Here is a 25,881-nt window from a genome sequence, read left to right on the forward strand (position 1 = left end):
TCGCGTACCCCACGACGAGTCCGTCGCCCGCCGGCATGTCCGTCTTCGGATGCCGGAACGCGGCGAGGCCGTCGAGCGCGATGCCCTGCCAGGCGGCGGCCTTGACCGCGGACGCCTCGGTGCCGGGTGGTCGTGGGGTGGTCATACCGCCATCGGCCGGTCGTACGGTCCGATCGGCGCCGGCAGCGTCGAACCGCCCGTCAGATGACGGTCCACGGCCGCCGCCACCGCCCGCCCCTCGGCGATCGCCCAGACGATGAGCGACTGGCCCCGGGCGGCGTCGCCCGCCGCGAAGACACCGGGCACGCTGGTGGCGAACCCGGCGTCCCGTGCGATCGTGCCCCGGGGTTCCAGCTCGAGCCCCAGCTGGTCGACGAGGCCGTCCTGCCGGTCCGGCCCCGAGAAACCGAGGGCGAGCAGTACCAGGTCGGCCGGAAGCGTCCGCCCGGTGCCGTCCACCGGGCGGCGCCGCGCGTCCACCTCCACCAGGTGCAGGGAGCGGACATGCCCCTGCGCGTCGCCGTCGAAGCGCAGGGTGGACGCCGCGAACAGCCGAGCGTCCGCGTTCGCGACCGGGGCGGTCCGCAGGTCTCGGGCCTCCTCGTGCGCGGCGGACAGCCGGTAGACCCGCATCGGGTAGGTCGGCCACGGCTCGGTGTCCTCGTCGCGCTCCGCGTCCGGCAGCGCGTAGATGTCCAGCTGGGTCACCGACGCGGCGCCCTCCCGCACGGCCGTGCCCAGGCAGTCCGCGCCGGTGTCGCCACCGCCGACGATGACGACGTGCTTCCCGGCGGCCGACAGCGGGGAGGTCTCCAGATCGCCCTCGCCCACCCGGTTGGACAGCGGGAGGTACTCCATCGCCTGGTGAACACCCGTCAGCTCACGCCCCGGCACCGGCAGTTCACGCCAGGCCGTCGCGCCCGTCGCGATCACCACGGCGTCGTAGCGGGTGCGCAGCTCGTCGGCCCCGATGTCCCGCCCGACCGCCGTCGACGTGCGGAACCTGGTCCCCTCGGCCCGCATCTGCTCCAGCCGCCGCTCCAGATGGTGCTTCTCCAGCTTGAACGCGGGGATGCCGTACCGCATCAGGCCGCCGAGCCGGTCGTCCCGCTCGTACACCGCCACCGTGTGCCCGGCCCGGGTCAACTGCTGGGCGGCGGCCAGCCCGGTCGGTCCCGAACCGATCACCGCGACCGTCCTGCCCGACAGCCGATCCGGCGGCCGCGGCGGCGCGAGGCCCTCCTCCCAGGCCCGGTCGGCGATCGCGCACTCGACGTTCTTGATGGTCACGGCCGGCTGGTTGATCGCCAGCACACACCCCGCCTCGCAAGGCGCCGGGCACAACCGGCCCGTGAACTCGGGGAAGTTGTTCGTGGCGTGCAGCCGGTCCACGGCCGCCCGCCAGTCCTCCCGCGACACCAGGTCGTTCCACTCCGGGATCAGGTTCCCCAGCGGGCAGGCTTCGTGGCAGAAGGGGATGCCGCAGTCCATACAGCGGTCGGCCTGTTGGCCGATGATCGGCAGCAGCGCCCCCGGGACGTAGACCTCGTCCCAGTCCCGCACCCGCTCTTCGACCGGCCGGCGCGGCCAGTCCTGGCGGGGCGTGGTCAGGAAACCCTTGGGATCGGCCATGGCCGTGTTCCTTGCGTGCGCGGGTGACAGGCCGTGCGTCGTCGGGCGGCACTCTTCTCGCCACGATACGTCCGCCTGCCTGTCGCTGCCTGTCGCCGGGTGCGGGGGCGGGTGCGGTTGCGGGTGCGGGGAAGGCGTCAGGTGAGTGCCAGGACGTAGGCCAGGGCCGCCCCGGCCGAGGCCACCGTGCGGACGTGGTTCCACAGCGTCCACTCGCGTACGTACGCCGGCCAGTACGTCGCCGCCTCCGAGGTGCCCGGCTCCAGCCCGGCCAGCGTCTCGTTGCGCGGCACGTTGGCGACCATCGTGACCCCGAACGAGCCGAACAGGTACAGCGCGCTGCCCACCAGCACCTCCACCGTCCCCTCGTCCGGCCAGAGCACGAACGTCACCACGGCGATCACCGCGCACAGCACGGCCGACCCGAGGAACACGGCCAGGAAGGGCGGCGTCACCGCGGCCACGTTGATCGCCTTCATCGCGGCGACCCCCTGCGCGGACGGCAGCGCGGCGAGGCCCCGCACGACGAAGGTCGAGAAGCCGCAGAACACCCCGGCCACCAGGCCGGTCCCGAGCGCACCCAGCACGGTCAGCCAGAAAAACGGTCCGTCGGTCATGTCAGCCTCTTCCGCCCGTCGAGCCGGGATCCGGCCCGGCACCCGCTACCACCACAAGTGAAATTCCGTACGAGCCCAGTGACCATCGCCGAGCGGCGCGGGGGCATACGCCGACGTCCACGGACCCTGCCTGGGACAGCCGCGTTCGGAGAAAGGGAGCTGGGAAGGGGAGCGGGGGGCGGGGCGGCTGCCGCCGTCCGGGCGACGGGGCCTCCTTCCCTGTCACCCCGTGGAACCGAGCCCCGCCTCCGTCCACCCCCGCAGCACCGTCTCCACCGCCGCCGCGATCCGCCGCCGCGCCTCGTGCCGCGGCACACCGCTCATCAGCAGCCGGTCGTACGACGTGTCCAGATGCCGTACGGACGCCACGACCGCCGAGATCACCGCACCCTCGGTCAGCGCCCGCCCGGCCGCGCCGCGGCCCACCCGTCCGCTGCCCCGCTCCGAGGCATGCGCGGCGATGGCCCGCGCCCGGCCGGGCGGACACCCCGGAAGCAGCCGGAGTATCTCCGCGGCGAACGCCTGCGCGAACAGGGCGTCCTGAGCCTCCCGACGCCGCGCGTCCCGGGCGCGGCGCCGCCGTCGCGCCTCGGCGTCCGCGAGACACCGTTGCTCCGCCCTGGCCAGGGCCGCCTCCTCGACCAGGACGCCCTGCCGCTCGTAACGGCTCTTGCGCCGGTTGAACCGCACCACCACCGCCGACAGCGCGCTCTCCTCGCGCGATCTGCGCGTCAGCGCGGTGTCGCCGCGCGGCAGGAACACCAGGTGCCCGAGGTCCGCGCAGTCGAGGCAGCGCGGGGCACCGTCCTCCAGGACGAGCAAGGACAGCGGCCCCCGCCGGCACTCGGCGCACTGCCGCCGCTTGTGGGGCTGGAAGACGAGAAGTCCGGAGTGGGGCGGGAGCGTCGCGCGAGCGGCCATACCGGATTCATTCCCTCCGGCGGCAGCGCGCACCGCGTGCCACGACGGTCGACCCGTGCGTCTTTGACGCCCTGCACGAGGCCGCCGCCCGCGCGGGTGGCGTGACCTCGCAGACGCCGTGCCGGGGCCTGACGCATCATGGGCCGTGTGCGACTCGAAGCGATCACCTGGGACCGGCTCGGCGACCTGCTCGCCGAGCGCCTGCTCGACCTGAAGCCCGCCGACGGCAGTCCCTGGCCGCGCATCGCCTTCGACGGCGCCCCGGCCGCTCACCCGGGCGACCTCGCCCACCGCGTCCGTGAAGCGCTGCGCGTGCGCGGCCGCTCCTCGCTCGTCGTCGGCACGCAGGGCTTCCTGCGGCCCGCCTCCGTCCGGCTGGAGTACGGCCACCGGGACGTGGAGGCCTACTACAGCGGCTGGTACGACACCGGCGCCCTGTGGCGGGAGGTCTTCGGCCCCCTCGAAGCGGGCGGCGACGGCCGCGTCCTGCCGGACCTCTGGGACCCGGCCGCCGACCGGGCCACCCGCAGTGCCTACGTCCAACTCCCGCCGGACGGACTCCTGTTGCTGCACGGTCCCTTCCTCCTCCGGCACTGGTTCCCCTTCGATCTGAGCGTCCACGTCCTCCTGTCCCCGGGCGCCCTGCGCCGCCGCACCCCCGCGGACGAGCACTGGACCCTGCCGGCCTTCGAACGCTACGAGCAGGAGACGGACCCGGCGGCCACGGCCGACGTGCTGGTCCGGGCCGACGACCCGCGCCATCCCGCCTGGAGCGGGTGAGCGTGGGGGTGAGTGATTCCTGTGTGCGGCTGTGCGTGGGCCGGCACCGTGTTCGGGTGGTTTCCGGTGCGGGTGGTCTGCGTACGGGTGGTCTCCGTAACGGGCGGTCCCCGCAACGGGCGGTCTCCGTATACGGGTGGCTTGGTGTGCAGGTGGTCTCCGTATGCGGGCGTCCGGTGGCGCGGCGAGAATGAAGGACGCCGGGACTCGCGGTGCGTCCCCGCGCCGCGCCGGCCGTCCGGCACCGGGAGGTACTTCATGACCACCGCCGGAGACATCATGCACCGCGGCGTCCAGTGGATCCCCGCCCACGAGACCCTCGACCGCGCGGCCGAGCTCATGCGCGAGCTGAACGTCGGCGCCCTGCCCATCAGCGACGAGAACGAGCGGCTCTGCGGCATCCTCACCGACCGCGACATCGTCGTCGGTTGCGTCGCCCTGGGCCACGACCCCGCCAGGGTGACCGCGGGCGAGATGGCCAAGGGCACGCCCCGCTGGATCGACGCGGACGCCGATGTCAGCGAGGTGCTGCGCGAGATGCGCGAGCACCGGATCCGCCGCCTGCCCGTGATCCAGGACAAGCGACTGGTCGGCATGATCAGCGAAGCCGACCTGGCCCGGCGTCTGGCCGACGACCAGATCGCCTTCTTCGCCGAGGGTGTCTACGCCAGGAACACGACCACGGCCTGACCCGCGTGCCCCTGCGGCGGGGCACGGCCATCGTCAGAGCCAGCCGCTGCGCCGGAACATCCGGTACAGCGACAGACACGCCACGGATATGACGCCGACGACCATGCCGTAGCCGTACCGCCAGTGCAGCTCCGGCATGTGGTCGAAGTTCATGCCGTACACCCCGCAGACCATCGTCGGCACGGCGATGATCGCGGCCCACGCCGTGATCTTCCGCATGTCCTCGTTCTGTGCGACGGTGACCTGCGCGAGATGTGCCTGCAGGATGGAGTTGAGGAGCTCGTCGAACGCGGCGATCTGCTCCTTCGCCCGCAGCAGATGGTCCGAGACGTCGCGGAAGTACGCCTGTATCTCGGGATCCACCGCGCGGATCGGCCGGGTGGCGAGATCCTCCAGCGGCCGGCTGAGCGGCACCACCGCCCGCTTCAGTTCGAGCAGTTCACGCTTGAGCTGGTAGATACGGCCCGGGTCGGCCCGCGCGCCGTCCTGCGCGAACACGTCCGTCTCGACCTGGTCGATGTCCAGCTGCACCGAATCCGTGACGGTCAGATAGTCGTCGACCACGTGGTCCGCGATCGCGTGCAGCACCGCGGACGGGCCCTTCGCCAGCTGCTGCGGGTCGGACTCCAGCTCCTCGCGCAGCGGACCCAGCGAGCCGTGCCGGCCGTGCCGCACCGTGATCACGAAGTCGTGGCCGACGAACACCATGATCTCGCCGGTGTCCACCACCTCGCTGGTGGCCGTGAGCTCCTCGTGCTCGACGTAGCAGACCGTCTTGAACACCGCGAACAGCGTCTCGCCGTAGCGCTCCAGCTTGGGGCGCTGATGGGCCTCCACGGCGTCCTCGACGGCCAGCGGGTGCAGGTCGAAGAGCTCGGCGATGCCCGCGAACTCCCGGTCCGTCGGCTCGTGCAGGCCGAGCCAGACGAAGCCCTCCCGGTGCTTGCGCACCCGCTCCACCACGTCCACCAGATCGCCGCGCAGGGGGGTGCGGACACCGTCCCGGTACGCCACGCAGTTCACCACCGAGGAACCCAGCGGGGAGCGGGCCGGGTGGCTCAGGTCGACGCGCGGACGCCGCCGGGCCAGCCGAGCCACCCTGCGCAGGCCGCCGACCCCGCCGAGGCTCGTGACCTTCCGCAGATTCCCTGCCATGGACATCCGGATCTCCTTGCGTGGAACCCCTCGCGCCGTCCCTGCGCCCTGGCCCGCCAGTCTGCCAGGCCCGGATGAGCTGCGGGTAAGCCTGTGGATACGACCCGTTCCGCTTGGTTCCCGGCTGTGGACGAACGGCGCGCGGAAGTGAGGCCCTGACGCTTCGACGCCCGCCGGCGCCGGGTGGTTCTGCGGGGCGGGCGGAGGAGGTTCTGTGAGGCGCGCTGGGCAGGTTCTGGGGGATAAGTCGGACAACTGGGATGATCGGCGCATGATGCAAACCGATGGGTACCTCCTCGACACCCGGCAGACCGAGGAGGCCGAGCACTTCAGCGCCTTCGCCGCCCTCTTCGACCCGACGACGTTCCGGCATCTGGAGACGCTCGGCGTCGGATCCGGCTGGCGCTGCTGGGAGGTCGGGGCCGGCACGACCGTGGTGTCCTGGCTGGCGAAGAAGGTCGGCCCGACCGGGCGCGTCGTCGCGACCGACACCGACACCGCGCGGCTGGCCTCCGCGGCCCGGCCGCCCGTCGAGGTGCGCGCCCACGAACTCGGGTCGCACGAGCCGCCGGGGGAGGGCTTCGACCTGGTGCACGCCCGTCTCGCCCTCGTCCACGTCACCGACCGGGAGCGGGCCTTGCGGTCCATGGTCCGGGCCCTGCGCCCCGGCGGCCGCCTCCTCGTCGAGGACGCCGACCCCGGACTCCAGCCCCTGTTGTGCCCCGACGAGTCCGGCCCCGAGCAGCAGCTCGCGAACCGGCTGCGGAGCGGTTTCCGCAAGCTGCTCGCCGACCGCGGCACCGAACTGCCCTGCGGCCGCACCCTGCCCCGCATGCTGCGCGACGCCGGTCTGACCCGTGTCCACGCCGACGCCTACTTCCCCCTCGCCTCCCCGGCCTGCGCGGCCCTGGAGTCCGTCACGATCCGCCAGATCCGCGACCAGCTCGTCGCGGCCGGGTTCGCCACGGACCAGGAGATCGACCGGCACCTCGCGAACGTCACGTCCGGCGCGCTCGATCTGACGACCCCGCCCATGATCTCGGCGTGGGGGCGCCGGGGATAGTCGTCAGGAACGCGAGCGCCGAAGGCAGGACCAAGGGTCCAGGACGACCAGTCGCATCAGGGACACAGGCCGCGCCGTCACTCCGGCACAGGCGGCCGCCCACCCACCCGTTCCACCGCCCGCGCACCGGCCCGGCAGCCCTCCGCCGCCGCGGCCTCCGGATCGGCGCCCGCGAGCAGGGCGGCGAGAAACGCGCCGGTGAAGGCGTCTCCGGCGCCGGTGGTGTCCCGCGGCCTCGCCGGCACGGCCGGAACGCGGGCGCACACCCTCCCCGCACGCGCCACCAGCGCTCCGTCGCACCCCTGCTTGGCGACCACCAGCGGAACGCGCAGGCTCAGCGCGGCCGCCGCGTCGGCCGCGTCGGTGATTCCCGTCAGCAGGCAGGCCTCGTCCCGGCTGGGCAGCAGTACGTCCACGCCCTCGACGAGCTCCAGGAACCGCCCGGCGCCCAGCTGTCCCAGGAACCCGGCCGAGGCAGGGTCCAGACTCACCGGCACGCCACGTGCGCGTGCCGCCTCCAGGGCCACGGTCGCCAGTGCGCGACTCGATTCCGCGAACAGGAGATAGCCCGACAGGTGGAGCCGGGCCACGCCGTCGAGCAGCGCGTCCGACCAGTCGGCGGGTTCGAGCCGCAGGGACGCGCCGCTGTCGGTGAGGAACGTCCGCTCCGCCGAAGCGCCCTCGTCGACCAGGCAGATCACCGTGCCGGTCGGTGCACGCGGGTCCACGACGAGGCACGGACGCACGCCCTGCGCAGCCAGTTCCCGCTGGTGCCAGGCAGCCGTCTCCACCCCCACCCGCCCGAGCAGCCGCACGTCCGCGGCGCCTTGGTGCGCGGCCCAGCACGCCACGTTCGCGCCCGCACCGCCCGGCACCGTCCGGATGACGGCGGCCGTGTCGGTACCGGCGGCGAGCGGCGCCCGATGCCGCGCGACGACATCCGTGACGACGTCCCCGACGACGAGCAACGCCCGGGCCTCCATCGAGCCCGCGCCGCCCGGCGATCCCACGCCCTCCCGCGCGCGGGCACCGGCCGGCGCGGAGCCCGCTGCGGCACTGCCCATCGAGACCACGCCGTCCGTCGGGCGCACGCCGTCCGTCGAGCCCACGCTGCCCGTCGGGCCGGCGGCGTTCGCTGAGCCCACGCTGCCCGTCGGGCCGGCGGCGTTCGCTGAGCCCACGCTGCCCGTCGGGCCGGCGGCGGCCGATGCGGAGCCCGCTGCGGCATCCCCCATCGAACCGGCACCGTCCCCAGCGGAGCCCGCTCCGGCACCACCCCCGGATCCGCCCCGGCCCTCGCCCCCGCTCATCCCCGCGCCCGGGCCGCCGCGATCCGCGCCGCCAGGCGGACATTGCCGCGGACCGCCGCCAGGTTGGCGCTCAGGGAAGCGCCGTCGGTGTGCCGCACCAGATAGTCGAGCAGGAACGGCGTGACGGCCTGGCCGGTGATCCCCTCCGCCTCGCACGCGTGCAGCGCGTCCGCGAGCACGCGTGCGTGCAGGTCCGGATCGAGCTGTTCCTCCTCGGGAACGGGGTTGGCGACGATCAGCGCCGACTCGGGACCGGCGAGCGCGTCCTGGGCCCGCATGACGTCCGCCACCTGCTCCGGCGTGTCAAGCGTCCAGTCCACCGGATGCCCCGAGTCGGACAGGTAGAAGCCGGGGAACCGGTCCGTGCCGTACCCGGCCACCGCGACGCCGAGCGTCTCCAGCCGCTGCAGGGTCGCCGGCACGTCCAGGATCGACTTCACCCCGGCGCACACCACCGTGATCCGCGTCCGGGCGAGCAGGCCCAGGTCGGCCGACTCGTCCTGCGTCACCGTCCACTCCCGGTGCACCCCGCCGAGCCCACCCGTCGCGAACACCCGTACCCCGGCCAGCGCCGCCAGCAGCGCCGTCGCCGACACCGTCGTCGCCCCGCTGGCTCCGGTGGCCATCGCGAGCGGCAGGTCGCGATGGCCCAGCTTGCGGATGCCGTCCTCGTTCGCGACCCGCTCCAGCTGCTCCTTGTCCAACCCGACATGGGGCCGCCCGTCGAGTACGGCGATCGTCGCGGGCACCGCGCCCTCCTGCCGCACGGCCGTCTCCAGCTCCACCGCCACCCGGAGGTTGCGAGGCCGCGGCAGCCCGTGGGCGATGATCGTGGACTCCAGCGCCACCACGGGCCGACCCGCGTCGAGCGCCTCCCGCACCTCTTCGGACACCACCAGCACCACGCGCCTGCCTCCTGTCAGTCGGCCAGTCGGTCTTCCCTCATCTCTGGCGGGCGGCACACCGGGCCAAACCCTTGCGGCCCGTCGGACACCCCACGAGCCTGAGGTGCATGACGGACCACACAGCACGTCTCGACCACGTCGTCCTCTGGGTGCGCGACCCGCTCGCCGCCGCCGACTTCTACGAGAAGGCCGTCGGCATGGAGCCGCTCAGGCTCACCGAGTTCGCCGCAGGCGAGGTTCCGTTCCCCTCCGTGCGCGTCAACGACGAGACGATCCTCGACCTCATGCCGCTGGCCTTCGCCGCACGCATGACCATGCTGCCCGGCGCCGCGGACAGCGCCGGCCACCCCGTGAACCACGTCTGCCTGTCCCTGTCCCGCGGCGACTTCGACGCGCTCCTCAGCCGTCTCCGGGAACGCTCCGTGCCGCTGTCGGATCTGTCGTACGACTCCTTCGGGGCCCGGGGCAAGGCCACCCGCAGCTTCTACTTCCGCGACCCGGACGGCAACGTCTTCGAGGCACGGCACTACGACTGAGGGGCCGCCTCAGAACAGCGGCTCCGGCAGCACTCCTTCCAGGGCAAGCAGCTTCCGCTTGGTCTCCAGCCCGCCCCCGAACCCGCCGATGCCGCCGCCGCTCTCGACGACCCGGTGGCAGGGCACCACCACCGGCAGCGGATTGGCCCCCATCGCCATGCCCACGGCCTGCGCGGCGCCCGGCTGCCCGACCCGCCCGGCGAGATCGCCGTACCCCACGACCGAGCCGTACGGCACACCGGCGGCGAGCGCGCGCAGGACCTGCCGGTTGAAGCCGGAGATGAGCGACCAGTCCAGCGGCAGGTCGAAGTCCCGGCGCTCACCGGCGAAGTACGCCTCCACCTGGCGTATCGCCTCGGCCAGCAGCGGGGAACCGGGTGCCTCGACGGGCTCGGTGCCGAACCGCGACGCCAGCCGCTCGACCGCCCGGTCCCGCACCGCGTCCGTGGCATGGAACACGACGTTGACCAGGCCGTCCTTGGTCGCGGCCAGCAGCAGCGGACCGATCGCGGTGCCGACCACGGCCCACACGACCCGCTGCTCGCCCTGCTCCTGACTGTCCATGCGCCCACGGTACGACCCACCACCGACAACGCCGTCCCGTCGGCCGCGGCTCACCGCCGGACCACGGATCACCGCCGTGACGACCGGGCGACCACCAAACCGCCGGTCACCCGCGGACGCGGCCGATCACCCGTCCGCCCAGCCGCTCACTCCCCAACGGCCCTCCGGACCACGTCCGGCCGGTTCGTGATGATCCCGTCGACGCCGTACGCGGCGACCCGACGGGCCGTCGCCGCGTCGTCGACCGTCCAGGTGTAGACCTTCAACGGTCTGCCGTGCGGTCCCGTGAACGCACGGACGGACGAGACGTACGCCAGCGTGAGCGAACCGTGCGACGGATTGATCTGGTCGGCGTAGCCGGCCAGGCCCGGCAGGTCCGACACGGGCGGCGTCCCGAGGAGCCCCGTCCTCACCCCGGGCTTCAGCGCGTGCACCGTCCGCACGCTGTCCGCGCTGAAGCTCTGCACGATCAGCCGGCTCGCCCGATGCGACCGGTCGAGCCAGCCCTCGTTGCTGAGGACCTTCAGGGTCTGCCGCTCGATGCCCGGATACAACTCCGGGTTCTTGATCTCCAGCAGCAGCTTCTGGTGGTGGAGCTCGACGCGGCGCACGAACTGTTCCAGCGTCGGCACGCGCGCACCCGCGTAGGCGGGGCCGAACCAGCTGCCCGCGTCCAACCGGGCGATCTCCGCTGCGGTGAAGTCCCTCACCTTCCAGGGAGCCCGGCCGGGGAAGACCTCCTCGACGTCGGTGGTACGCCGCAGGTTGTCGTCGTGGAGGACGACCAGTTCGCCGTCCCTGGTCCGCTGGACGTCGTTCTCCACCCAGCCGATGCCCAGCTCCGCCGCCTTGTCCACCGCGGCCAGCGTGTTCTCGGGCGCGTACGCGGAGGCGCCCCGGTGGGCGATGACACGGGGCGGGCCGCCATCGTCGGTGGCGGCCCGCGCGGGGGAGACGGGGAAGAGGAGGGCGGCGGTCCCCAGGAGCGCGGTGGTCGAGGCGGCAACGGCGCGCGCGTGCATGCGTACTCCTCGCGTCGAACGGTCATCGGCGTCATCACGGACAGCTCAACTCTGACAGCAGAGGGTCAACGCGAGGGGGGTGCGGGATGGCCACAGGCCGAACGGAGGTGACCCAACTCCGCTCACTGGTACCGCACAACTGGGGCGGGGCCGTGTTTCTTTGCCGGAAAGTCGTTCGACCATTCCGGTGGGGGTCATACTCTCTGCGTCGACCCTGACCGCTCGTGCGGTCCTGGGAGGGGGCGCACATCAGGTATTCCGGGACGCAAAGGGCGGGAAGGGCAGCCGCGCATGCAGGGCACGGTCGACGGATTCAGCTACGGCCTGGTCACACCCCTGGTCGCCTACCTCATGGCCTGCCTCGGCGGCGCCCTGGGACTGCGCTGCACCACCAGATCCATGCTCGTCGCCCAGTCCTGGCGCCCCGGCTGGCTCGCCCTCGGCTCGGCCGCCATCGGCTCCGGCATATGGACCATGCACTTCATCGCCATGATGGGCTTCACGGTCCGCGGGACGCCGATCCACTACGACAAGGCGATGACCTTCGCGAGCCTGGCCGTCGCGATCGTGATGGTGGGCGTAGGGATCTTCATCGTCGGCTACAGGGGCGCCCGCGGAACGGCCCTGTTCACCGGGGGCACGATCACCGGCCTGGGCATCGCCTCGATGCACTATCTCGGCATGGCGAGCATGAGCCTGGACGGGACGTTCGAGTACAACACCCTCACCGTCGGCGCCTCCGTCGTGATCGCCATGTGCGCCGCCACCGCGGCCCTGTGGGCGGCCGGCCAGGTCCGTGGCCTGCTGTGGAGCGTCGGCGCCAGCCTCGTCATGGGGCTCGCCGTCAGCGGCATGCACTACACCGGGATGGCCGCCCTCGACGTCCACCTCCACGGCGCGGCCGAGCCCACCACGGGGGAGTCGCCCGCCACCCTGCTCGCCCCCATGCTGATCGGCCCCCTCGCCTTCCTCCTGCTCGCCGGCGTCGTGGTGATGTTCGACCCGCTGATGGTCATGGGAAAGCCCGCCGTCGCACTCGTCGAGGACAAGCCCGGCATCCCCGCCCGCACGCACCACACCGTCCACCACAACCCGGACCGCCTGCGGTTCCGCCCCCGCCGCCCCGTGCGGCACCCGGGCTCCCGCACCCCGCAGAACCGCTGATCAGAGCAGGTTGTCAGTGGGAGGTCGTACGGTGGAACCCATGCGGCCCGTTTCCCAGATCGAACGCACGGTGGCGCCCTTCGAGGTCGTCAGCCCCTACCAGCCCAGCGGCGACCAGCCGGCGGCCATCGCCGAGCTCGCCCGGCGCATCCAGGCGGGCGAGAAGGACGTCGTCCTGCTCGGTGCGACCGGCACCGGCAAGTCCGCCACCACCGCGTGGATGATCGAAAAGCTCCAGCGCCCCACGCTCGTGATGGCGCCGAACAAGACGCTGGCCGCCCAGCTGGCGAACGAGTTCCGCGAGCTGCTGCCGAACAACGCCGTCGAGTACTTCGTCTCGTACTACGACTACTACCAGCCCGAGGCCTACGTCCCGCAGTCGGACACCTACATCGAGAAGGACTCCTCGATCAACGAGGAGGTGGAGCGCCTGCGCCACTCCGCGACCAACTCGCTGCTCACCCGCCGCGACGTCGTCGTGGTCGCCTCGGTCTCCTGCATCTACGGCCTCGGCACCCCGCAGGAGTACGTGGACCGCATGGTCCCCCTCCGGGTCGGCGAGGAGATCGACCGGGACGATCTGCTGCGCCGCTTCGTGGACATCCAGTACACGCGCAACGACATGGCCTTCACCCGCGGCACCTTCCGCGTCCGCGGCGACACCATCGAGATCTTCCCGGTCTACGAGGAGCTCGCCGTCCGCATCGAGATGTTCGGCGACGAGATCGAGGCGCTCTCCACCCTGCACCCGCTCACCGGCGAGATCATCAGCGACGACCAGCAGCTGTACGTCTTCCCGGCCTCCCACTACGTCGCGGGCCCCGAGCGCCTGGAGCGCGCCGTCAACGACATCGAGAAGGAGCTGGGCGAGCGCCTGGCGGAGCTGGAGAAGCAGGGCAAGCTCCTGGAGGCCCAGCGGCTGCGCATGCGCACCACCTACGACATCGAGATGCTCCGCCAGATCGGCACCTGCTCCGGCGTGGAGAACTACTCGATGCACTTCGACGGCCGCCTGCCCGGCTCCCCGCCCAACACGCTGCTGGACTACTTCCCGGACGACTTCCTCCTGGTGATCGACGAGTCGCACGTCACCGTGCCGCAGATCGGCGCCATGTACGAGGGTGACGCCTCCCGCAAGCGCACCCTCGTCGACCACGGCTTCCGGCTGCCCTCCGCCCTGGACAACCGCCCCCTGAAGTGGGAGGAGTTCCAGGAGCGCATCGGCCAGACGGTCTACCTGTCGGCCACCCCGGGCACCTACGAGATGTCCCGCGCGGACGGCTACGTCGAGCAGATCATCCGCCCCACCGGCCTCGTCGACCCGGAGGTCGTCGTCAAGCCCACCGAGGGCCAGATCGACGACCTGGTGCACGAGATCCGCCAGCGCACCGAGAGGGACGAGCGCGTCCTGGTCACCACGCTCACCAAGAAGATGGCCGAGGACCTCACGGACTACTTCCTGGAGCTCGGCATCCAGGTGCGCTACCTGCACAGCGACGTCGACACCCTCCGGCGCGTCGAGCTCCTGCGCGAGCTGCGCGCCGGCGAGTACGACGTGCTCGTCGGCATCAACCTCCTGCGTGAGGGCCTCGACCTGCCCGAGGTGTCCCTGGTGGCGATCCTGGACGCCGACAAGGAGGGCTTCCTGCGCTCCGGCACGTCCCTGATCCAGACCATCGGCCGCGCCGCGCGCAACGTCTCCGGCCAGGTCCACATGTACGCCGACAAGATCACCCCGGCGATGGAGAAGGCCATCGACGAGACCAACCGGCGCCGGGAGAAGCAGATCGCGTACAACACGGAGAAGGGCATCGACCCCCAGCCCCTCCGCAAGAAGATCAACGACATCGTCGCCCAGATCGCCCGCGAGGACATCGACACCGAGCAGCTGCTCGGCTCGGGCTACCGCAAGTCCAGGAAGGACGGCGGCGGCACCAAGGCGCCCGTCCCCTCCCTCGGCAAGGCGGCCGAGGCGGCCAAGCCCGCCAGGGGCAAGGGCAAGGCCAAGGAGACCGTGCCCACCGACCGCCCCGCGGCCGAACTCGCCGAGCAGATCGAGGAACTCACCACGCGGATGCGGGCCGCCGCCGCGGACCTGCAGTTCGAGATCGCGGCCCGGCTGCGCGACGAAGTGTCCGAAATGAAGAAGGAGCTGCGCCAGATGAAGGAGGCAGGCCTGGCCTGACAGCGCACCGCGTACTCGCTGTGTTGCAAGACCGACACAAAGTGCGGACCGGGGTGGGGCGCTGTCAGTGCCCCTGCGTAAGGTGCTGGTCAACCGCGATGCGCGGCAACAGGGGACGTTCGAGAGGGGAATCGGCGCGTGACCGTCAACATGACCAAGGGTCAGGCCATCAGTCTGCAGAAGAACGACGGGGGCAGCCTGAACGCGGTGCGCATGGGCCTCGGCTGGCAGGCGGCTCCCCGGCGCGGCCTGTTCGGCTCGCGCACGCGAGAGATCGACCTCGACGCCTCCGCCGTGCTGTTCGCCGACAAGCAGCCGGTCGACGTGGTCTTCTTCCGCCACCTGGTGAGCGACGACGGCTCGGTCCGCCACACCGGTGACAACCTCGTCGGCGGTGTCGGCCAGGGCGGCGACGACGAGGCGATCCTCGTCGACCTCGCGCGGGTCCCGGTCCACATCGACCAGATCGTCTTCACCGTGAACTCCTTCACGGGCCAGACGTTCCAGGAGGTGCAGAACGCGTTCTGCCGCCTCGTCGACGAGACCAACGGCCAGGAGCTCGCCCGCTACACGCTGGCCGGCGGCGGCCAGTACACGGCCCAGATCATGGCCAAGGTGCACCGCTCGGGCACGGGCTGGACGATGACGGCCCTGGGCAACCCGGCCAACGGCCGCACCTTCCAGGACCTGATGCCGGCGATCCTGCCGGTGCTCTGAGAGCGCCCGGGACCGGCGGGGGGACCGCGGGCCCGGCGGGCAGCACACGACACCACACAACGACACAGGGGGACGAAGGCGATGACGGCCGAGCTGGTGCGGGGGCAGAACCACCCGCTCTCCCAGGCCCGTCTCGAGATACGGATCTCGGCCGGCACGCCGATCGTGGCCGCGGCCGCGCTCAGCGACGAGAACGGCCGGATCCACGGCGTGGAGTGGGTCGCCCACCCGGGGGCGCCCACCCAGCCGGGTCTCGAGGTCTCCCGGCAGGCCGCCGCGGACCACCGCCTCGCGGTGGACCTGGACGCCATGCCCGAGACCGTCCACCGGGTCGGCGTGCTGCTCGCCCTGCCCACCGGCGGGGCGGGCCCGGTCCGCTTCGGCTCCGTGGCCGCCCCGTTCGTCGCCGTCACCGGCCTGGACGGCGCCGAGATCGTCACCTACACCATCCACGGCCTGGACGCCGAGTCGGCCGTCGTCGCCCTGGAGCTCTACCGCCGCCAGGGCGCCTGGAAGGTGCGCGCCGTCGGCCAGGGCTACGCGGGGGGTCTCGCCGAACTCCTCAGCGACCAGGGCCTGGCACAGGCGCAGCAGCTCGCCGGCAGCGTCAACGAGGCGGTGGCCCAGGGGCTGGCCCGCTCGGTACAGGCACCTCCCCCGCGCACGGCGGAAGGCGACCGCTCCCGGCAGGCCGCGGCTCCGGCCCTCGGCCCGGACCAGGGCGGCACCGCCCCTCAGCCCAATCCCGTCCCGCCGGTCTCCCCGTACGGAGGCCAGACGTCCGGGGGACCTGGGCAGACTGCCCCCCAGTCGCCGTCCTACCCCGGCGCCACGCCGGACCCGAGCGCCGTCACCCAGCCGTCCGCGTCCACGTCCGCGCCCACCGCGGGCGGACCGATCGACTACAGCCACCCGCGCCGGCAGAACTCCGCGCCGCCCCCGCCGCCGCCCACCGCGCCCCCGGCCGCGCCCGGGCAGCCCGCCCAACCCGTCGCGGGCGACGCGACCGGCTGGTCCATGGAGGAGCGGCTCTACAACCAGGTGTGGGGCATGTTCGAGGACCTCGCCCGCACCACGGCCGCCTACCGCAGCGCCGTCGACTTCGCCGAGTCCCGCATGGACAAGGAGCTGGAACAGGTCCTGTCCGACCCGCGCAGCCGGATCGGCGGGCAGGGCGACGCCGCCCGCGAGGCGGCCCGCGCCCGGTACGCCCAGCTCGTCGAGCGGGCCCGGGAGGCCCTCGACCGGGACCTCGTCCAGCTGCAGGCCGAGGCCGACGTCGTCGAACCGGCCCTGCCGCCGGCGTACGCGCGGTGGGACAACCCGGTGTGGCACGCCTACCGGGTGCCCATGGAGATCCCCATGGCCCTGCGCCTGGGCGATCTGCACCTCCCCGAGGCCGAGCAGATCCGCATTCCCATGCTGGTCCGGCTGCCCCTGGAGCGCGGACTGTGGATCGACAGCGGTCGCACCGCGTCGTCCGACGGATCGTTCGCCGACGCCCACTCCCTGGGACGTCTCGCGCTGGAGACGGCGGTCGCGCACGCGGCCCGGCTGCTCGCCGTCTACCCGGCGGGCGAGTTCACCGTCCACGTCATCGACCCGGCCGGTTCCGGAGCACAGCCGCTGGCGCCTCTGGTGCGGACCGGTGTGCTCGCGGCCCCGCCCGCCCTCGGCGCGGCGGGCGTGACGGACGTGCTGACGCGGCTCACCCAGCGGGTCGACCTGGTGCAGATGGCGGTCCGCGGCGGCGCCGCGGACGCCCTCCCGCCCGGCTTCGACACCGCTCAGCAGCTGTTGATCGTCAACGACTTCCCGCACGGCTTCGACGACCGGGCCGTGAACCAGCTGCGCTACCTCGCGGACGAGGGCCCCGCCTTCGGCGTCCATCTGATGATGGTGGCCGACCGCGAGGAGTCCTCCGCGTACGGGCCGTTGCTCGACCCGTTGTGGCGTTCCCTGCTGCGACTGACCCCGGTGGCCGACGACCACCTCGCCGACCCGTGGGTGGGCCACGCCTGGACGTACGAGCCGTCGCTCGTGCCGCCCGGCAGCCAGATCCTTCACCAGGTGCTCGCACAGGTCGCGGCCGCTCGTACCAAGTATGCGTAAAGCCAGCTGACCAGGGTTTTTGGTCTTTCTTTTGCCAAGCGCTTTACCTGTTCTTGGTGATTGGGTACTGTTGAGGGCACGGAGGGGAGTACTCCCTGTCTGCTGCGGCGTACCCGTCAATACGGAACAGGTCGGTAGAGATCGGACCTGGGCCCGGGGCGTCGGCCCATCTCTGGGTGGAAGAGACCTCCGGCAGCTACGACGCTGACATTTGCCGTTACGACTGCCGGAGGCGCAGTGGATGTTTCCATGACCCTATGGGTCCTGACGATCGTGGGCCTGGCCGCCCTCATCGCGGTCGACTTCTTCATCGGCCGCAAGCCGCACGACGTGTCGATCAAGGAAGCCGGCATCTGGACGGTCGTCTGGATCGTCCTCGCCGTGCTCTTCGGGCTCGGCCTGCTGATGTTCGCCGGCGGCCAGCCGGCCGGTGAGTTCTTCGCGGGCTTCATCACCGAGAAGTCGCTGAGCGTCGACAACCTCTTCGTCTTCGTCCTGATCATGGCGAAGTTCGCGGTGCCCACGCAGTACCAGCAGCGCGTCCTGCTGGTCGGCGTCCTCATCGCCCTGGTCCTGCGCGCGATCTTCATCGCCGCCGGTGCCGCGATCCTCGCCAGCTTCTCGTGGGTGTTCTACCTCTTCGGCGCCTTCCTCATCTGGACCGCCTGGAAGCTCATCCAGGAGGCCCGCGCGGACGAGGAGGACGAGGAGTGGGAGGAGAACAAGCTCCTCAAGGCCGTCGAGCGCCGCTTCGGCGTGGCCGACCGCTACCACGGCACCAAGCTGTGGATCCAGCAGAACGGCAAGCGGGTCATGACCCCGATGCTCGTCGTGATGCTCGCGATCGGCATGACGGACGTGCTGTTCGCCCTCGACTCCATCCCCGCGATCTTCGGCCTGACCCAGGACCCGTACATCGTCTTCACCGCCAACGCGTTCGCCCTGATGGGTCTGCGCCAGCTGTACTTCCTCATCGGTGGCCTGCTCAAGAAGCTGGTCCACCTGAGCTACGGCCTGTCGATCATCCTGGGCTTCATCGGCGTCAAGCTGGTACTGCACGCGCTGCACGAGTCCGGGGTGCACGTCCCCGAGATCAGCATTCCGGTCTCCCTCGGCGTGATCTGCGCCGTCCTGATCGTCACCACGATCACCAGCCTGATGGCTTCCAAGAAGCAGGCGGCTGCCGAGGCGGCGCAGGGGCAGGGCGGAAGCACTCCGAAGGACAGCATCGACGTCTGACCCCGTCGGACGCAGGGCGACCCTCACCCGGACCGGTGCTCGGCGAATTGCCGAGCACCGGTCCCGGTGCTTGCTTGGTCCTGAGCGCGTTCCCCGGCCCGGGGACGCCACGGCCGGCGGGAGACGCCATGAAGTTCGTTCAGATCATCGACTTCGAGACCGAGCGTCTGGACGAGATGGAGCAGATCTTCGAAGAGGCCGGGCAGCGCAGCGGCGGGCGTGCGGGCGGCCCCACCCACCGGACGCTCCTGAAGGACCGCGACAACCCCAACCGCTACCTGGCCCTCATCGAGTTCGACTCGTACGAGGAGGCCATGCGCAACAGCGACGACCCCGAGACCGGCAGGATGGCGGAGCGGCTGGGCGCCCTCTGCATCGGCGACCGGGTCTACACCAACTGCGACGTCCTGGACACCCGCGACCTCGCGTAGGACGCCCCGCGAGTGACGGAGCCCGCACGACCGGAATGCAGGTCTCCGTCGCCTCTGGGACGATCACTGCATGATCGCTCGGCGCCGGCCGCTCGCGGCACAGTGGACGACCCTGGCGCCCCTGCTCGCCGCCGTGCTGCTGGTGTTCACCTGGGGGCGCGATCTGCCCGGCCCGGTCGTCGCGCTGGTGACACTGGTCCTCGCGGGAGCCGTCCTGGCCGCTGTGCACCACGCCGAGGTGGTGGCCCACCGGGTCGGCGAACCGTTCGGTTCCCTCGTCCTCGCCATCGCCGTCACGATCATCGAGGTCGCCCTCATCGTCACCCTGATCGCCGACGGCGGGGACAAGAGCTCGACGCTGGCCCGCGACACGGTCTTCGCGGCCGTGATGATCACCTGCAACGGCATCGTCGGACTGTGCCTCCTGGTCGCCTCACTGCGGCACGGCACGGCCGTGTTCAACCCCGAGGGCACCGGCGCCGCCCTCGCGACCGTCGCCACCCTGGCCACGCTCAGCCTGGTCCTGCCGACGTTCACCACGAGCAAGCCGGGCCCGGAGTTCTCCACGGTCCAGCTGACCTTCGCGGCGCTGTCCTCCCTGGTGCTGTACGGCCTCTTCGTCGCGACGCAGACCGTGCGGCACCGGGACTACTTCCTGCCGATCACCCGGCACGGCGAGGTGATCACCGCGGAGGCCCACGCCGAGGCGCCGACCGCCCGCACCGCCTCGATCAGCCTGGGACTGCTGGGCCTGGCGCTGATCGGCGTGGTGGGCCTGGCCAAAGGGGTGTCGCCCACCATCGAGTCCGGGGTGGAGGCCGCCGGTCTGCACCCCGCCGTCGTCGGTGTGATCATCGCGCTGCTGGTTCTCCTGCCGGAGACCATCGCCGCCCTGCGCTCGGCCCGCCGCGACCGTGTCCAGACCAGCCTGAACCTCGCACTCGGTTCGGCGATGGCCAGCATCGGCCTGACCATCCCCGCCGTCGCACTCGCCTCGCTCTGGCTCTCCGGCCCGCTGGTCCTCGGCCTCGGCGCCACGCACATGGTGCTGCTCGCCCTGACGGTGGTGGTCGCCTCGCTGACGGTCGTACCGGGCCGGGCCACGCCACTCCAGGGCGGTGTCCACCTGGTGCTGTTCGCGGCGTACCTGGAGCTGGCGATCAACCCGTGAGTGGGTGGTAAACGCTTGCGCAAGCGCTCGCGCACGGTTTACGCATCCGGCCGGCCCTGCATCACCCCGTACCCACACCTTCCCGACGCCACCCCCGGCTCAAGCCGCCTCCGCAGCCGCCCTCACCGGCACCGGCCGGGTCTCCGGAAGCATCGCGAAGCAGGCCAGGCTGCACAGCGCGATCACCGTCAGGTACGCGGCCACACCCCAGGGCACACGCCCGCCCTGTTCGGCGAGGGCCGTGGCGACGATCGGGGTGAGCGCGCCACCGAGGACCCCGCCGAGGTTGTAGCCGACGGCGGCGCCGGTGCAGCGCACCCGCGGCTCGTAGAGCTCCGGCAGGTACGCCGCGATCACGGCGAACATCGTGATGAACGAGAGCATCGCGCCGAGGAAGCCGAGGAACATCGGCAGCGGCGCGCCGGTGGCCAGCAGCGCGACCATCGGGAACATCCACAGGGCCGCGGCCGCGCACCCGATCAGGCACAGGGGCCGCCGTCCGTAGCGGTCCCCGAGCAACGCCACCAGGGGGGTGAGCGCGCCCTTCACGACCACCGCGCCCATGATGCAGGTCAGCATGACACCGCGGCTGACACCGAGCCGCTCCGTGCCGTAGGCGAGGGACCAGGTCGTCACGGCGTAGAAGATGGCGTAGCCGATGGCGAGGGCGCCGCCGGTCAGCAGGAGCAGGCGCCAGTGGTGGCGTACGACCTCGACCAGCGGCACGCGCGCGTGGTCGTCCAGTTCCAGGAAGCTCGGGCTCTCGGCGAGCGACGAACGCAGCCACAACCCCACCACGGCCAGCACCCCCGCCGCCCAGAACGGCACCCGCCACCCCCACGCGGCGAACTGCGCCTCGGACAATGCCGAGGACAGGCCCAGAACCACCCCGTTGGCGAGCAGGAAGCCCAGTGCGGGCCCGACCTGCGGGAAGCTCGACCACAGCCCGCGCCGCCCGGCGGGCGCGTGCTCCACCGTCAGCAGCACCGCCCCGCCCCACTCCCCGCCGAGCCCCAGCCCCTGCAGGAAACGCAGCACCAGGAGCAGCAGGGGAGCGGCCACGCCGATCGTGTCGTAGGTCGGCACGCAGCCCACCGCGACGGTGGACGCGCCGGTCAGCAGCAGGGAGGCGACGAGGACCGGCCGCCGCCCGCGCCGGTCGCCGATGTGCCCGAACAGCACCGACCCCAGCGGCCGGGCCACGAAGCCCACGCCGAAGGTGGCGAAGGCGGCCAGCGTCCCCGCCACCGGTGAGAAGGTCGGGAAGAACAGCGGCCCCAGGATCAGGGCCGCCGCGGTGCCGTAGACGAAGAAGTCGTAGAACTCGATGGCCGTTCCGGCGAGTGAAGCGGCCGCGAGGCGCGGCATGGAGGGTGCCTTCACGGTGCGTACGTCGTGCATGCCGCGTCAACTACCCACGGTGACGGGCGGTTACGGGGGCGCGCGGAGGGCGCGCAGGGCTCGGGGCCTCAGTACATGACCGTGATGCGCCGGGCCGGTCCGTCCACGCGCACGGTGCCTCCGTACGGGATCACCAGCTGCGGGTCCGTGTGCCCGAAGTCCACGTCGAAGACGATCGTGGTGCCGGGCGCGTAGGTCCGCATGGCGCGCAGGACGGCCTCGCGCTGTTCGGAGGCGTAACGGGCGGATTCCTGCGGGCTGTTGCGGCGTTCCAGGGACCAGGTCTTCGCACGGCCCATCAGCAGGGCCGAGAAGCGCTGGAGCAGCCCGCGCTCGCCCATGCTCCGGATCGCGCGGTACACCTCCGTGGCGCTCGGCATGTCCTCGGAGGTCTCCAGCAACAGGACACCGCCGTCGTACACGGAGAGGTCGTGCGCGACCTCCCGGTCGGCCATCAGCAGCCCTCCGAGGATCTCCAGGCAGCCGCCCCAACTGCGCCCCTCCACCACCCGGTCGGGGTTCACCCAGGTCCAGCCGGTGCCGGGACGGGTCTCCGGCTCGGCCTCAAAGGTCGCCGGGTCCGCCCAGTCGCGGTCGACGTCCCGCCACCGCTCGGCGGGCCTCAACTCGTAGGGGCCCGACGTGAACAGGGCCGCCCGCAGGGACTCGGCGGTCTGCGGATGCATGGCCCCGGGGCGGCCCAGCTCGCACATGACGCTGCCGCCGTGGTAGCCGACGATGCCGCTGTTGCGCAGGAACGCCAGCAGGTTGGTGTTGTCGCTCATCCCGAAGAACGGCTTCGGGTTCGCCCGGAACACCTCACGGTCCAGGTGCGGCAGCACGGTGATCTGGTCGTCCCCGCCGATCGAGGCGATGACCGCCCTGATGCCCGGGTCGGCGAACGCGGCGTGGAGGTCGGCGGCCCGCTCCCGGGGCGTGGAACCCATCCGGCGGGTCGCCGGATACTCGACCGGCTCCAGCCCGTACTCCTCGCGCAGCCGCTCCAGCCCCAACTCGTAGGGGAGCGGGAAGAGGCTTGGCAGACCGGACGAGGGCGAGAGCACGGCGATGCGGTCGCCGGGCGACGGCTTGGGCGGATAGGCAGGGCTCGTCATGCCGGGAGGCTACGGCCCGGCGGGCTGCCGGCGCACCGTGATAAACCGGCTGTGAGCAGCGGTCCGTCACGGGCCGCCCGACCCCGAACGGACCGGAGGAACCGTGCCCCGCACCCTGGCCAACGCCCCGATCATGATCCTCAACGGCCCCAACCTGAACCTGCTCGGCCAGCGCCAGCCGGAGATCTACGGCTCCGACACCCTCGCCGACGTCGAGGCGCTGTGCGCCGAGGCGGCCGCCGCGCACGGCGGCACGGTGGACCTGAGGCAGTCCAACCACGAGGGGGAGTTGGTGGACTGGATCCACGAGGCACGGCTGAACCACTGCGGGATCGTGATCAACCCGGGCGCCTACTCGCACACCTCGGTCGCCATCCTGGACGCTCTCAACACCTGTGACGGCATGCCCGTCATCGAGGTCCACATCTCCAACATCCACCGGCGGGAGTCGTTCCGCCACCACTCCTACGTCTCGCTGCGAGCCGACGGCGTCATCGCCGGATGCGGAGTCCAGGGGTACGTGTTCGGCGTGGAGCGCGTCGCGGCACTGGCGGCGGCCGGCCAGGCGGAGGCGTAAGGACCGACTGCCTGGCGTGCGGCCCTTACAACCGCCCCGATTCCACGATCCGCCGCAGGAACTGCCGGGTGCGCTCCTGCCGAGGCGCTTGGAAGACCTGCTCGGCGGTGCCGCGTTCCAGCACCACGCCGCCCTCCAGGAAGCACACCTGGTCGGCGACGTCCCGGGCGAAGCCCATCTCGTGCGTGGCCAGCACCATGGTCATGCCCTCGTCCTTCAGGCCGCGCACGACGGTGAGGACCTCGCCCACCAGCTCGGGGTCGAGGGCGGCGGTGATCTCGTCCAGGAGCAGCAGCCGGGGGCGTACGGCCAGGGCGCGGACGATCGCCACGCGCTGCTGCTGGCCTCCGCTCAGCCGGTCCGGGTACTCGCCGGCCTTCCCGCCGAGTCCCAGCCGTTCCAGCAGCTCACGCGCGCGTGCCTCGGCCTCGGCGCGGGACATCCCGTGCACCCGGCGGGGAGCGAGCGTGATGTTCTCCAGGACGGTCATGTGCGGAAACAGGTTGTACGCCTGGAAGACCACACCGATCCGGCGGCGGACGGCGTCCTGGTCGGCGCGCGGATCGGTGATCTCCTCACCGTCCAGCCAGATCGCCCCGTCGTCGATCTCCTCCAGCAGGTTGGCGCATCGCAGCAGCGTGGACTTGCCGGAACCGGAGGCGCCGATCAGCGCGGTCACCGTGTGCGGGGCGACCTCCAGGTCGACGTCCCGCAGCACGACCGAATCGCCGAAGCTCTTGCGGACCGACTCCATCCGCAGCACGGGCCTCCCGCTCACGCGACTCCTCCCTGCGCCCGACGGCGGTCCATGCGTGCCGTCACCCAGTCCGTGAAGCGGGTCATGGGGATGGTCAGCGCGACGAAGACCAGGCCGGCGACGATGTACGGCGTGTAGTTGAGGCTGCGCCCGACGATGATGTCGGCGGCCCGCACCGCGTCCACCGCCCCGCCGATCGAGACCAGCCCGGTGTCCTTCTGCAGCGACACCAGGTCGTTGAGCAGCGGCGGCACCTGGCGGCGCACCGCCTGCGGCAGCACCACGTACCGCAGCGCCTGCCGGTTGCTGAGTCCGAGCGAACGGGCCGCGGCGCGCTGCGAGGGGTGCACGGACTCGATGCCGGCCCGGAACACCTCGGCCACGTACGCCGAGTAGGTCAGGGTGAGCGCGGTGCCGCCGAGGATCACCGGGTCGACGGTCACGCCCTGGAGCCGCAGCGCAGGGACGCCGAGGACGACGATCATCAGGTTGATGATGAGCGGCAGTCCCCGGAAGAAGTCGGTGTACGCGGCGGCCAGGAACCGCAACGGGAAGAACACCGGGCCGCGCAGCGTCCGGGCGACGGCGATCAGCATGCCGAGGACGAGCACCGCGGCCCCGCAGACCAGCAGCAGCCGGACGTTCAGCCACAGTCCTTCGAGGACCTTCGGGAACGCCTCGCGCGCGTACCCCCAGTCGAAGAAGGTCTCCCTGGTGCGCGGCCAGCCCGGGGCGTTGACGACCACCAGGTAGAGCACGGCCCCGGTGACCAGCGTCGACACCGCGCCGATCGCCGTGGCGCGCCGGGCGCGGCCGCGCCGGTGACGCTCACGCTCCAGGCGCCGCTCGGAGGGGACGTAACCGTCGTGCCCGGAGCCCGCGCTGAGCTCCTTGTCGTCCACCGTCACTTGAGCACCGGCGCGTCGACGGCGTCCGACAGCCACTGCTTCTCGATCCTCCCGAGCGTGCCGTCCTCGCGCAGCGCGTCCACCGCTCGCGAGACGCAGGAGGTGAGCGCGCTGCCCTTGTCGAGGACGAGGCCGAACTGCTCCGGCGTGCCGCCCCGGTGCGCGAACTGGCCGACGATCTTGGCGTCCGTCACCTCGGCCCCGGTGATGTAGAAGGCGGTCGGCAGGTCCACGACGATGGCGTCGACCTGGCCGTTCTTCAGGGCGGACTTGGCCTGGTCGTTCTTGCCGTACACCGCGGGCGCCCGCGTGGGCCGCACCACGTCGTTGATGTAGTCGAGGCTCGTGGTGCCGACCTGGGCGCCCAGCTTCACGTCCTTCAGATCGGCGACGCTCCTCGCCTTCGCCGCCGTGGAGCCCTTCAGCGCGACGACGGCCTGGCGCACGTCGTAGTAGCCGGACGAGAAGTCCACGGCCTTCTTGCGCTCGTCGCTGATGGACACCTGGTTGATGTCGAAGTCGAACGTCTTCTCACCGGGCGCGAAGGCCTTGTTGAAGGGCACGGTCTGCCAGACGACCTTGTCCTTGCCGTACCCGAGCCGCTCGGCGACGGCGTAGGCCACCGCCGACTCGAATCCCTTGCCGCCGGCCGGATCGTCGTCCTTGAACCAGGGCTCGTAGGCGGGCTCGTCGGTCGCGATCGTGAGCCTGCCCGGTGTCTCGGTGGCCAGCTCGCCCTTGTCGCAGGCACCGGAGGCCGATGCCGACGGCTTGCCCGAGCTCTCCGGCTGCGGAGCGCAGCTCACGGCGGCTAGGAGAACGACGGCGGCGGCGGTGCGGCGCAGGGCTCGCTGGGCAGGTCGCATGGCGGGAGATTGGCAGCCGACGGTCCTGTTTGTCGAGGTCACG

Annotated in this window: 25 protein-coding genes; 12 read left to right on the forward strand and 13 right to left on the reverse strand. The window is 71.8% G+C overall.

All coding sequences use genetic code 11. From position 1 onward, the window contains the following. Window positions 1–141: 141 nt before the first annotated feature. From RIN80_RS07450 to RIN80_RS07460, 3 genes are all read right to left on the reverse strand, one after another. Window positions 142–1,632, reverse strand: coding sequence for a glutamate synthase subunit beta (locus tag RIN80_RS07450; protein WP_309094710.1), 1,491 nt, complete (start codon window positions 1,630–1,632; stop codon window positions 142–144). A gap of 137 nt (window positions 1,633–1,769) precedes the next feature. Continuing rightward, window positions 1,770–2,249 carry an anthrone oxygenase family protein gene (locus RIN80_RS07455; RefSeq protein ID WP_309094711.1) on the reverse strand — a complete coding sequence of 160 codons (480 nt, stop codon included), beginning with the start codon at window positions 2,247–2,249 and terminating at the stop codon, window positions 1,770–1,772. Window positions 2,250–2,471: 222 nt separating this feature from the next. Continuing rightward, window positions 2,472–3,170: a DUF2293 domain-containing protein gene (locus RIN80_RS07460; RefSeq protein ID WP_309094712.1), complete on the reverse strand. Its 699-nt coding sequence runs from the start codon at window positions 3,168–3,170 to the stop codon at window positions 2,472–2,474. A 138-nt stretch (window positions 3,171–3,308) separates the two neighbouring features. Here RIN80_RS07460 and RIN80_RS07465 point away from each other — a divergent pair, with 138 nt between their 5' ends. Together RIN80_RS07465 and RIN80_RS07470 are read left to right on the forward strand one after the other, a co-directional pair. Continuing rightward, a complete protein-coding gene (locus tag RIN80_RS07465; RefSeq protein ID WP_309094713.1) occupies window positions 3,309–3,950 on the forward strand; it encodes a uridine kinase in 642 nt (213 codons plus the stop codon). 258 nt (window positions 3,951–4,208) lie between these two features. Continuing rightward, the gene (locus RIN80_RS07470) at window positions 4,209–4,640 is read left to right on the forward strand and encodes a CBS domain-containing protein (RefSeq protein WP_309094714.1); all 432 of its coding nucleotides are present in this window, start codon (window positions 4,209–4,211) and stop codon (window positions 4,638–4,640) included. 33 nt (window positions 4,641–4,673) lie between these two features. Here the strand turns inward: RIN80_RS07470 and RIN80_RS07475 are convergent, their stop codons facing one another. Beyond that, entirely contained in the window at window positions 4,674–5,801 is a 1,128-nt protein-coding gene (locus tag RIN80_RS07475) for a magnesium and cobalt transport protein CorA (protein WP_309094715.1), read from the reverse strand. 265 nt (window positions 5,802–6,066) lie between these two features. Between RIN80_RS07475 and RIN80_RS07480 the strand changes: the two genes are divergently transcribed. Beyond that, window positions 6,067–6,858 carry a methyltransferase domain-containing protein gene (locus RIN80_RS07480; protein ID WP_309094716.1) on the forward strand — a complete coding sequence of 264 codons (792 nt, stop codon included), beginning with the start codon at window positions 6,067–6,069 and terminating at the stop codon, window positions 6,856–6,858. A gap of 77 nt (window positions 6,859–6,935) precedes the next feature. On the opposite strand, the gene RIN80_RS07485 is transcribed toward RIN80_RS07480, so the two are convergent. Together RIN80_RS07485 and RIN80_RS07490 are read right to left on the reverse strand one after the other, a co-directional pair. Continuing rightward, window positions 6,936–7,841 (reverse strand): PfkB family carbohydrate kinase, encoded by a 906-nt coding sequence (locus RIN80_RS07485; RefSeq protein ID WP_309094750.1) that lies wholly within the window; start codon window positions 7,839–7,841, stop codon window positions 6,936–6,938. A 323-nt stretch (window positions 7,842–8,164) separates the two neighbouring features. After that, entirely contained in the window at window positions 8,165–9,073 is a 909-nt protein-coding gene (locus RIN80_RS07490; protein ID WP_309094717.1) for a pseudouridine-5'-phosphate glycosidase, read from the reverse strand. Window positions 9,074–9,180: 107 nt separating this feature from the next. Here RIN80_RS07490 and RIN80_RS07495 point away from each other — a divergent pair, with 107 nt between their 5' ends. Then, window positions 9,181–9,609, forward strand: coding sequence for a VOC family protein (locus tag RIN80_RS07495; RefSeq protein ID WP_309094718.1), 429 nt, complete (start codon window positions 9,181–9,183; stop codon window positions 9,607–9,609). Between the two features lie 9 nt (window positions 9,610–9,618). Here RIN80_RS07495 and RIN80_RS07500 read toward each other — a convergent pair whose 3' ends face one another. Together RIN80_RS07500 and RIN80_RS07505 are read right to left on the reverse strand one after the other, a co-directional pair. Beyond that, window positions 9,619–10,173: a methylated-DNA--[protein]-cysteine S-methyltransferase gene (locus RIN80_RS07500; protein WP_309094719.1), complete on the reverse strand. Its 555-nt coding sequence runs from the start codon at window positions 10,171–10,173 to the stop codon at window positions 9,619–9,621. 146 nt (window positions 10,174–10,319) lie between these two features. Continuing rightward, complete coding sequence (locus tag RIN80_RS07505) at window positions 10,320–11,195, reverse strand: glycerophosphodiester phosphodiesterase family protein (RefSeq protein WP_309094720.1); 876 nt, start codon at window positions 11,193–11,195, stop codon at window positions 10,320–10,322. Between the two features lie 291 nt (window positions 11,196–11,486). On the opposite strand from RIN80_RS07505, the gene RIN80_RS07510 reads away from it, so the two are divergent. The 7 genes from RIN80_RS07510 (at window position 11,487) to RIN80_RS07540 (ending at window position 20,214) form a co-directional block, all read left to right on the forward strand. Continuing rightward, on the forward strand, window positions 11,487–12,359 hold the full coding sequence (locus tag RIN80_RS07510; RefSeq protein ID WP_309094721.1) for an MHYT domain-containing protein: 873 nt from the start codon (window positions 11,487–11,489) through the stop codon (window positions 12,357–12,359). A gap of 40 nt (window positions 12,360–12,399) precedes the next feature. Then, window positions 12,400–14,544, forward strand: a complete 2,145-nt coding sequence (gene uvrB, locus RIN80_RS07515; RefSeq protein ID WP_309094722.1) for an excinuclease ABC subunit UvrB — start codon at window positions 12,400–12,402, stop codon at window positions 14,542–14,544. A gap of 138 nt (window positions 14,545–14,682) precedes the next feature. Further along, entirely contained in the window at window positions 14,683–15,261 is a 579-nt protein-coding gene (locus RIN80_RS07520; protein WP_309094723.1) for a TerD family protein, read from the forward strand. 81 nt (window positions 15,262–15,342) lie between these two features. Beyond that, on the forward strand, window positions 15,343–17,373 hold the full coding sequence (locus RIN80_RS07525) for a TerD family protein (RefSeq protein ID WP_309094724.1): 2,031 nt from the start codon (window positions 15,343–15,345) through the stop codon (window positions 17,371–17,373). A gap of 237 nt (window positions 17,374–17,610) precedes the next feature. After that, window positions 17,611–18,612: a TerC family protein gene (locus tag RIN80_RS07530; protein ID WP_309094725.1), complete on the forward strand. Its 1,002-nt coding sequence runs from the start codon at window positions 17,611–17,613 to the stop codon at window positions 18,610–18,612. A 128-nt stretch (window positions 18,613–18,740) separates the two neighbouring features. Further along, complete coding sequence (locus RIN80_RS07535) at window positions 18,741–19,043, forward strand: hypothetical protein (RefSeq protein ID WP_309094726.1); 303 nt, start codon at window positions 18,741–18,743, stop codon at window positions 19,041–19,043. Between the two features lie 70 nt (window positions 19,044–19,113). Continuing rightward, a complete protein-coding gene (locus tag RIN80_RS07540; RefSeq protein WP_309094727.1) occupies window positions 19,114–20,214 on the forward strand; it encodes an ionic transporter y4hA in 1,101 nt (366 codons plus the stop codon). Window positions 20,215–20,313: 99 nt separating this feature from the next. On the opposite strand, the gene RIN80_RS07545 is transcribed toward RIN80_RS07540, so the two are convergent. Next, window positions 20,314–21,582, reverse strand: a complete 1,269-nt coding sequence (locus RIN80_RS07545; protein WP_309094751.1) for an MFS transporter — start codon at window positions 21,580–21,582, stop codon at window positions 20,314–20,316. Window positions 21,583–21,683: 101 nt separating this feature from the next. Continuing rightward, window positions 21,684–22,730: an LD-carboxypeptidase gene (locus RIN80_RS07550; RefSeq protein WP_309094728.1), complete on the reverse strand. Its 1,047-nt coding sequence runs from the start codon at window positions 22,728–22,730 to the stop codon at window positions 21,684–21,686. Window positions 22,731–22,833: 103 nt separating this feature from the next. On the opposite strand from RIN80_RS07550, the gene aroQ reads away from it, so the two are divergent. Then, window positions 22,834–23,307 (forward strand): type II 3-dehydroquinate dehydratase, encoded by a 474-nt coding sequence (gene aroQ / locus RIN80_RS07555; RefSeq protein ID WP_309094729.1) that lies wholly within the window; start codon window positions 22,834–22,836, stop codon window positions 23,305–23,307. Between the two features lie 25 nt (window positions 23,308–23,332). Here aroQ and RIN80_RS07560 read toward each other — a convergent pair whose 3' ends face one another. Genes RIN80_RS07560 through RIN80_RS07570 form a run of 3 tightly spaced genes read right to left on the reverse strand, consistent with a single transcriptional unit; the run spans window position 23,333 to window position 25,838 of the window. After that, on the reverse strand, window positions 23,333–24,061 hold the full coding sequence (locus tag RIN80_RS07560) for an amino acid ABC transporter ATP-binding protein (RefSeq protein WP_309094752.1): 729 nt from the start codon (window positions 24,059–24,061) through the stop codon (window positions 23,333–23,335). Between the two features lie 20 nt (window positions 24,062–24,081). After that, the gene (locus tag RIN80_RS07565) at window positions 24,082–24,972 is read right to left on the reverse strand and encodes an amino acid ABC transporter permease (RefSeq protein WP_309094730.1); all 891 of its coding nucleotides are present in this window, start codon (window positions 24,970–24,972) and stop codon (window positions 24,082–24,084) included. Continuing rightward, window positions 24,969–25,838, reverse strand: coding sequence for an ABC transporter substrate-binding protein (locus RIN80_RS07570; protein WP_309094731.1), 870 nt, complete (start codon window positions 25,836–25,838; stop codon window positions 24,969–24,971). Before RIN80_RS07570 ends, RIN80_RS07565 begins: the two co-directional genes overlap by 4 nt. Window positions 25,839–25,881 lie beyond the last annotated feature (43 nt).

This window comes from Streptomyces sp., from assembly GCF_031181705.1.
Classification (GTDB): domain Bacteria; phylum Actinomycetota; class Actinomycetes; order Streptomycetales; family Streptomycetaceae; genus Streptomyces.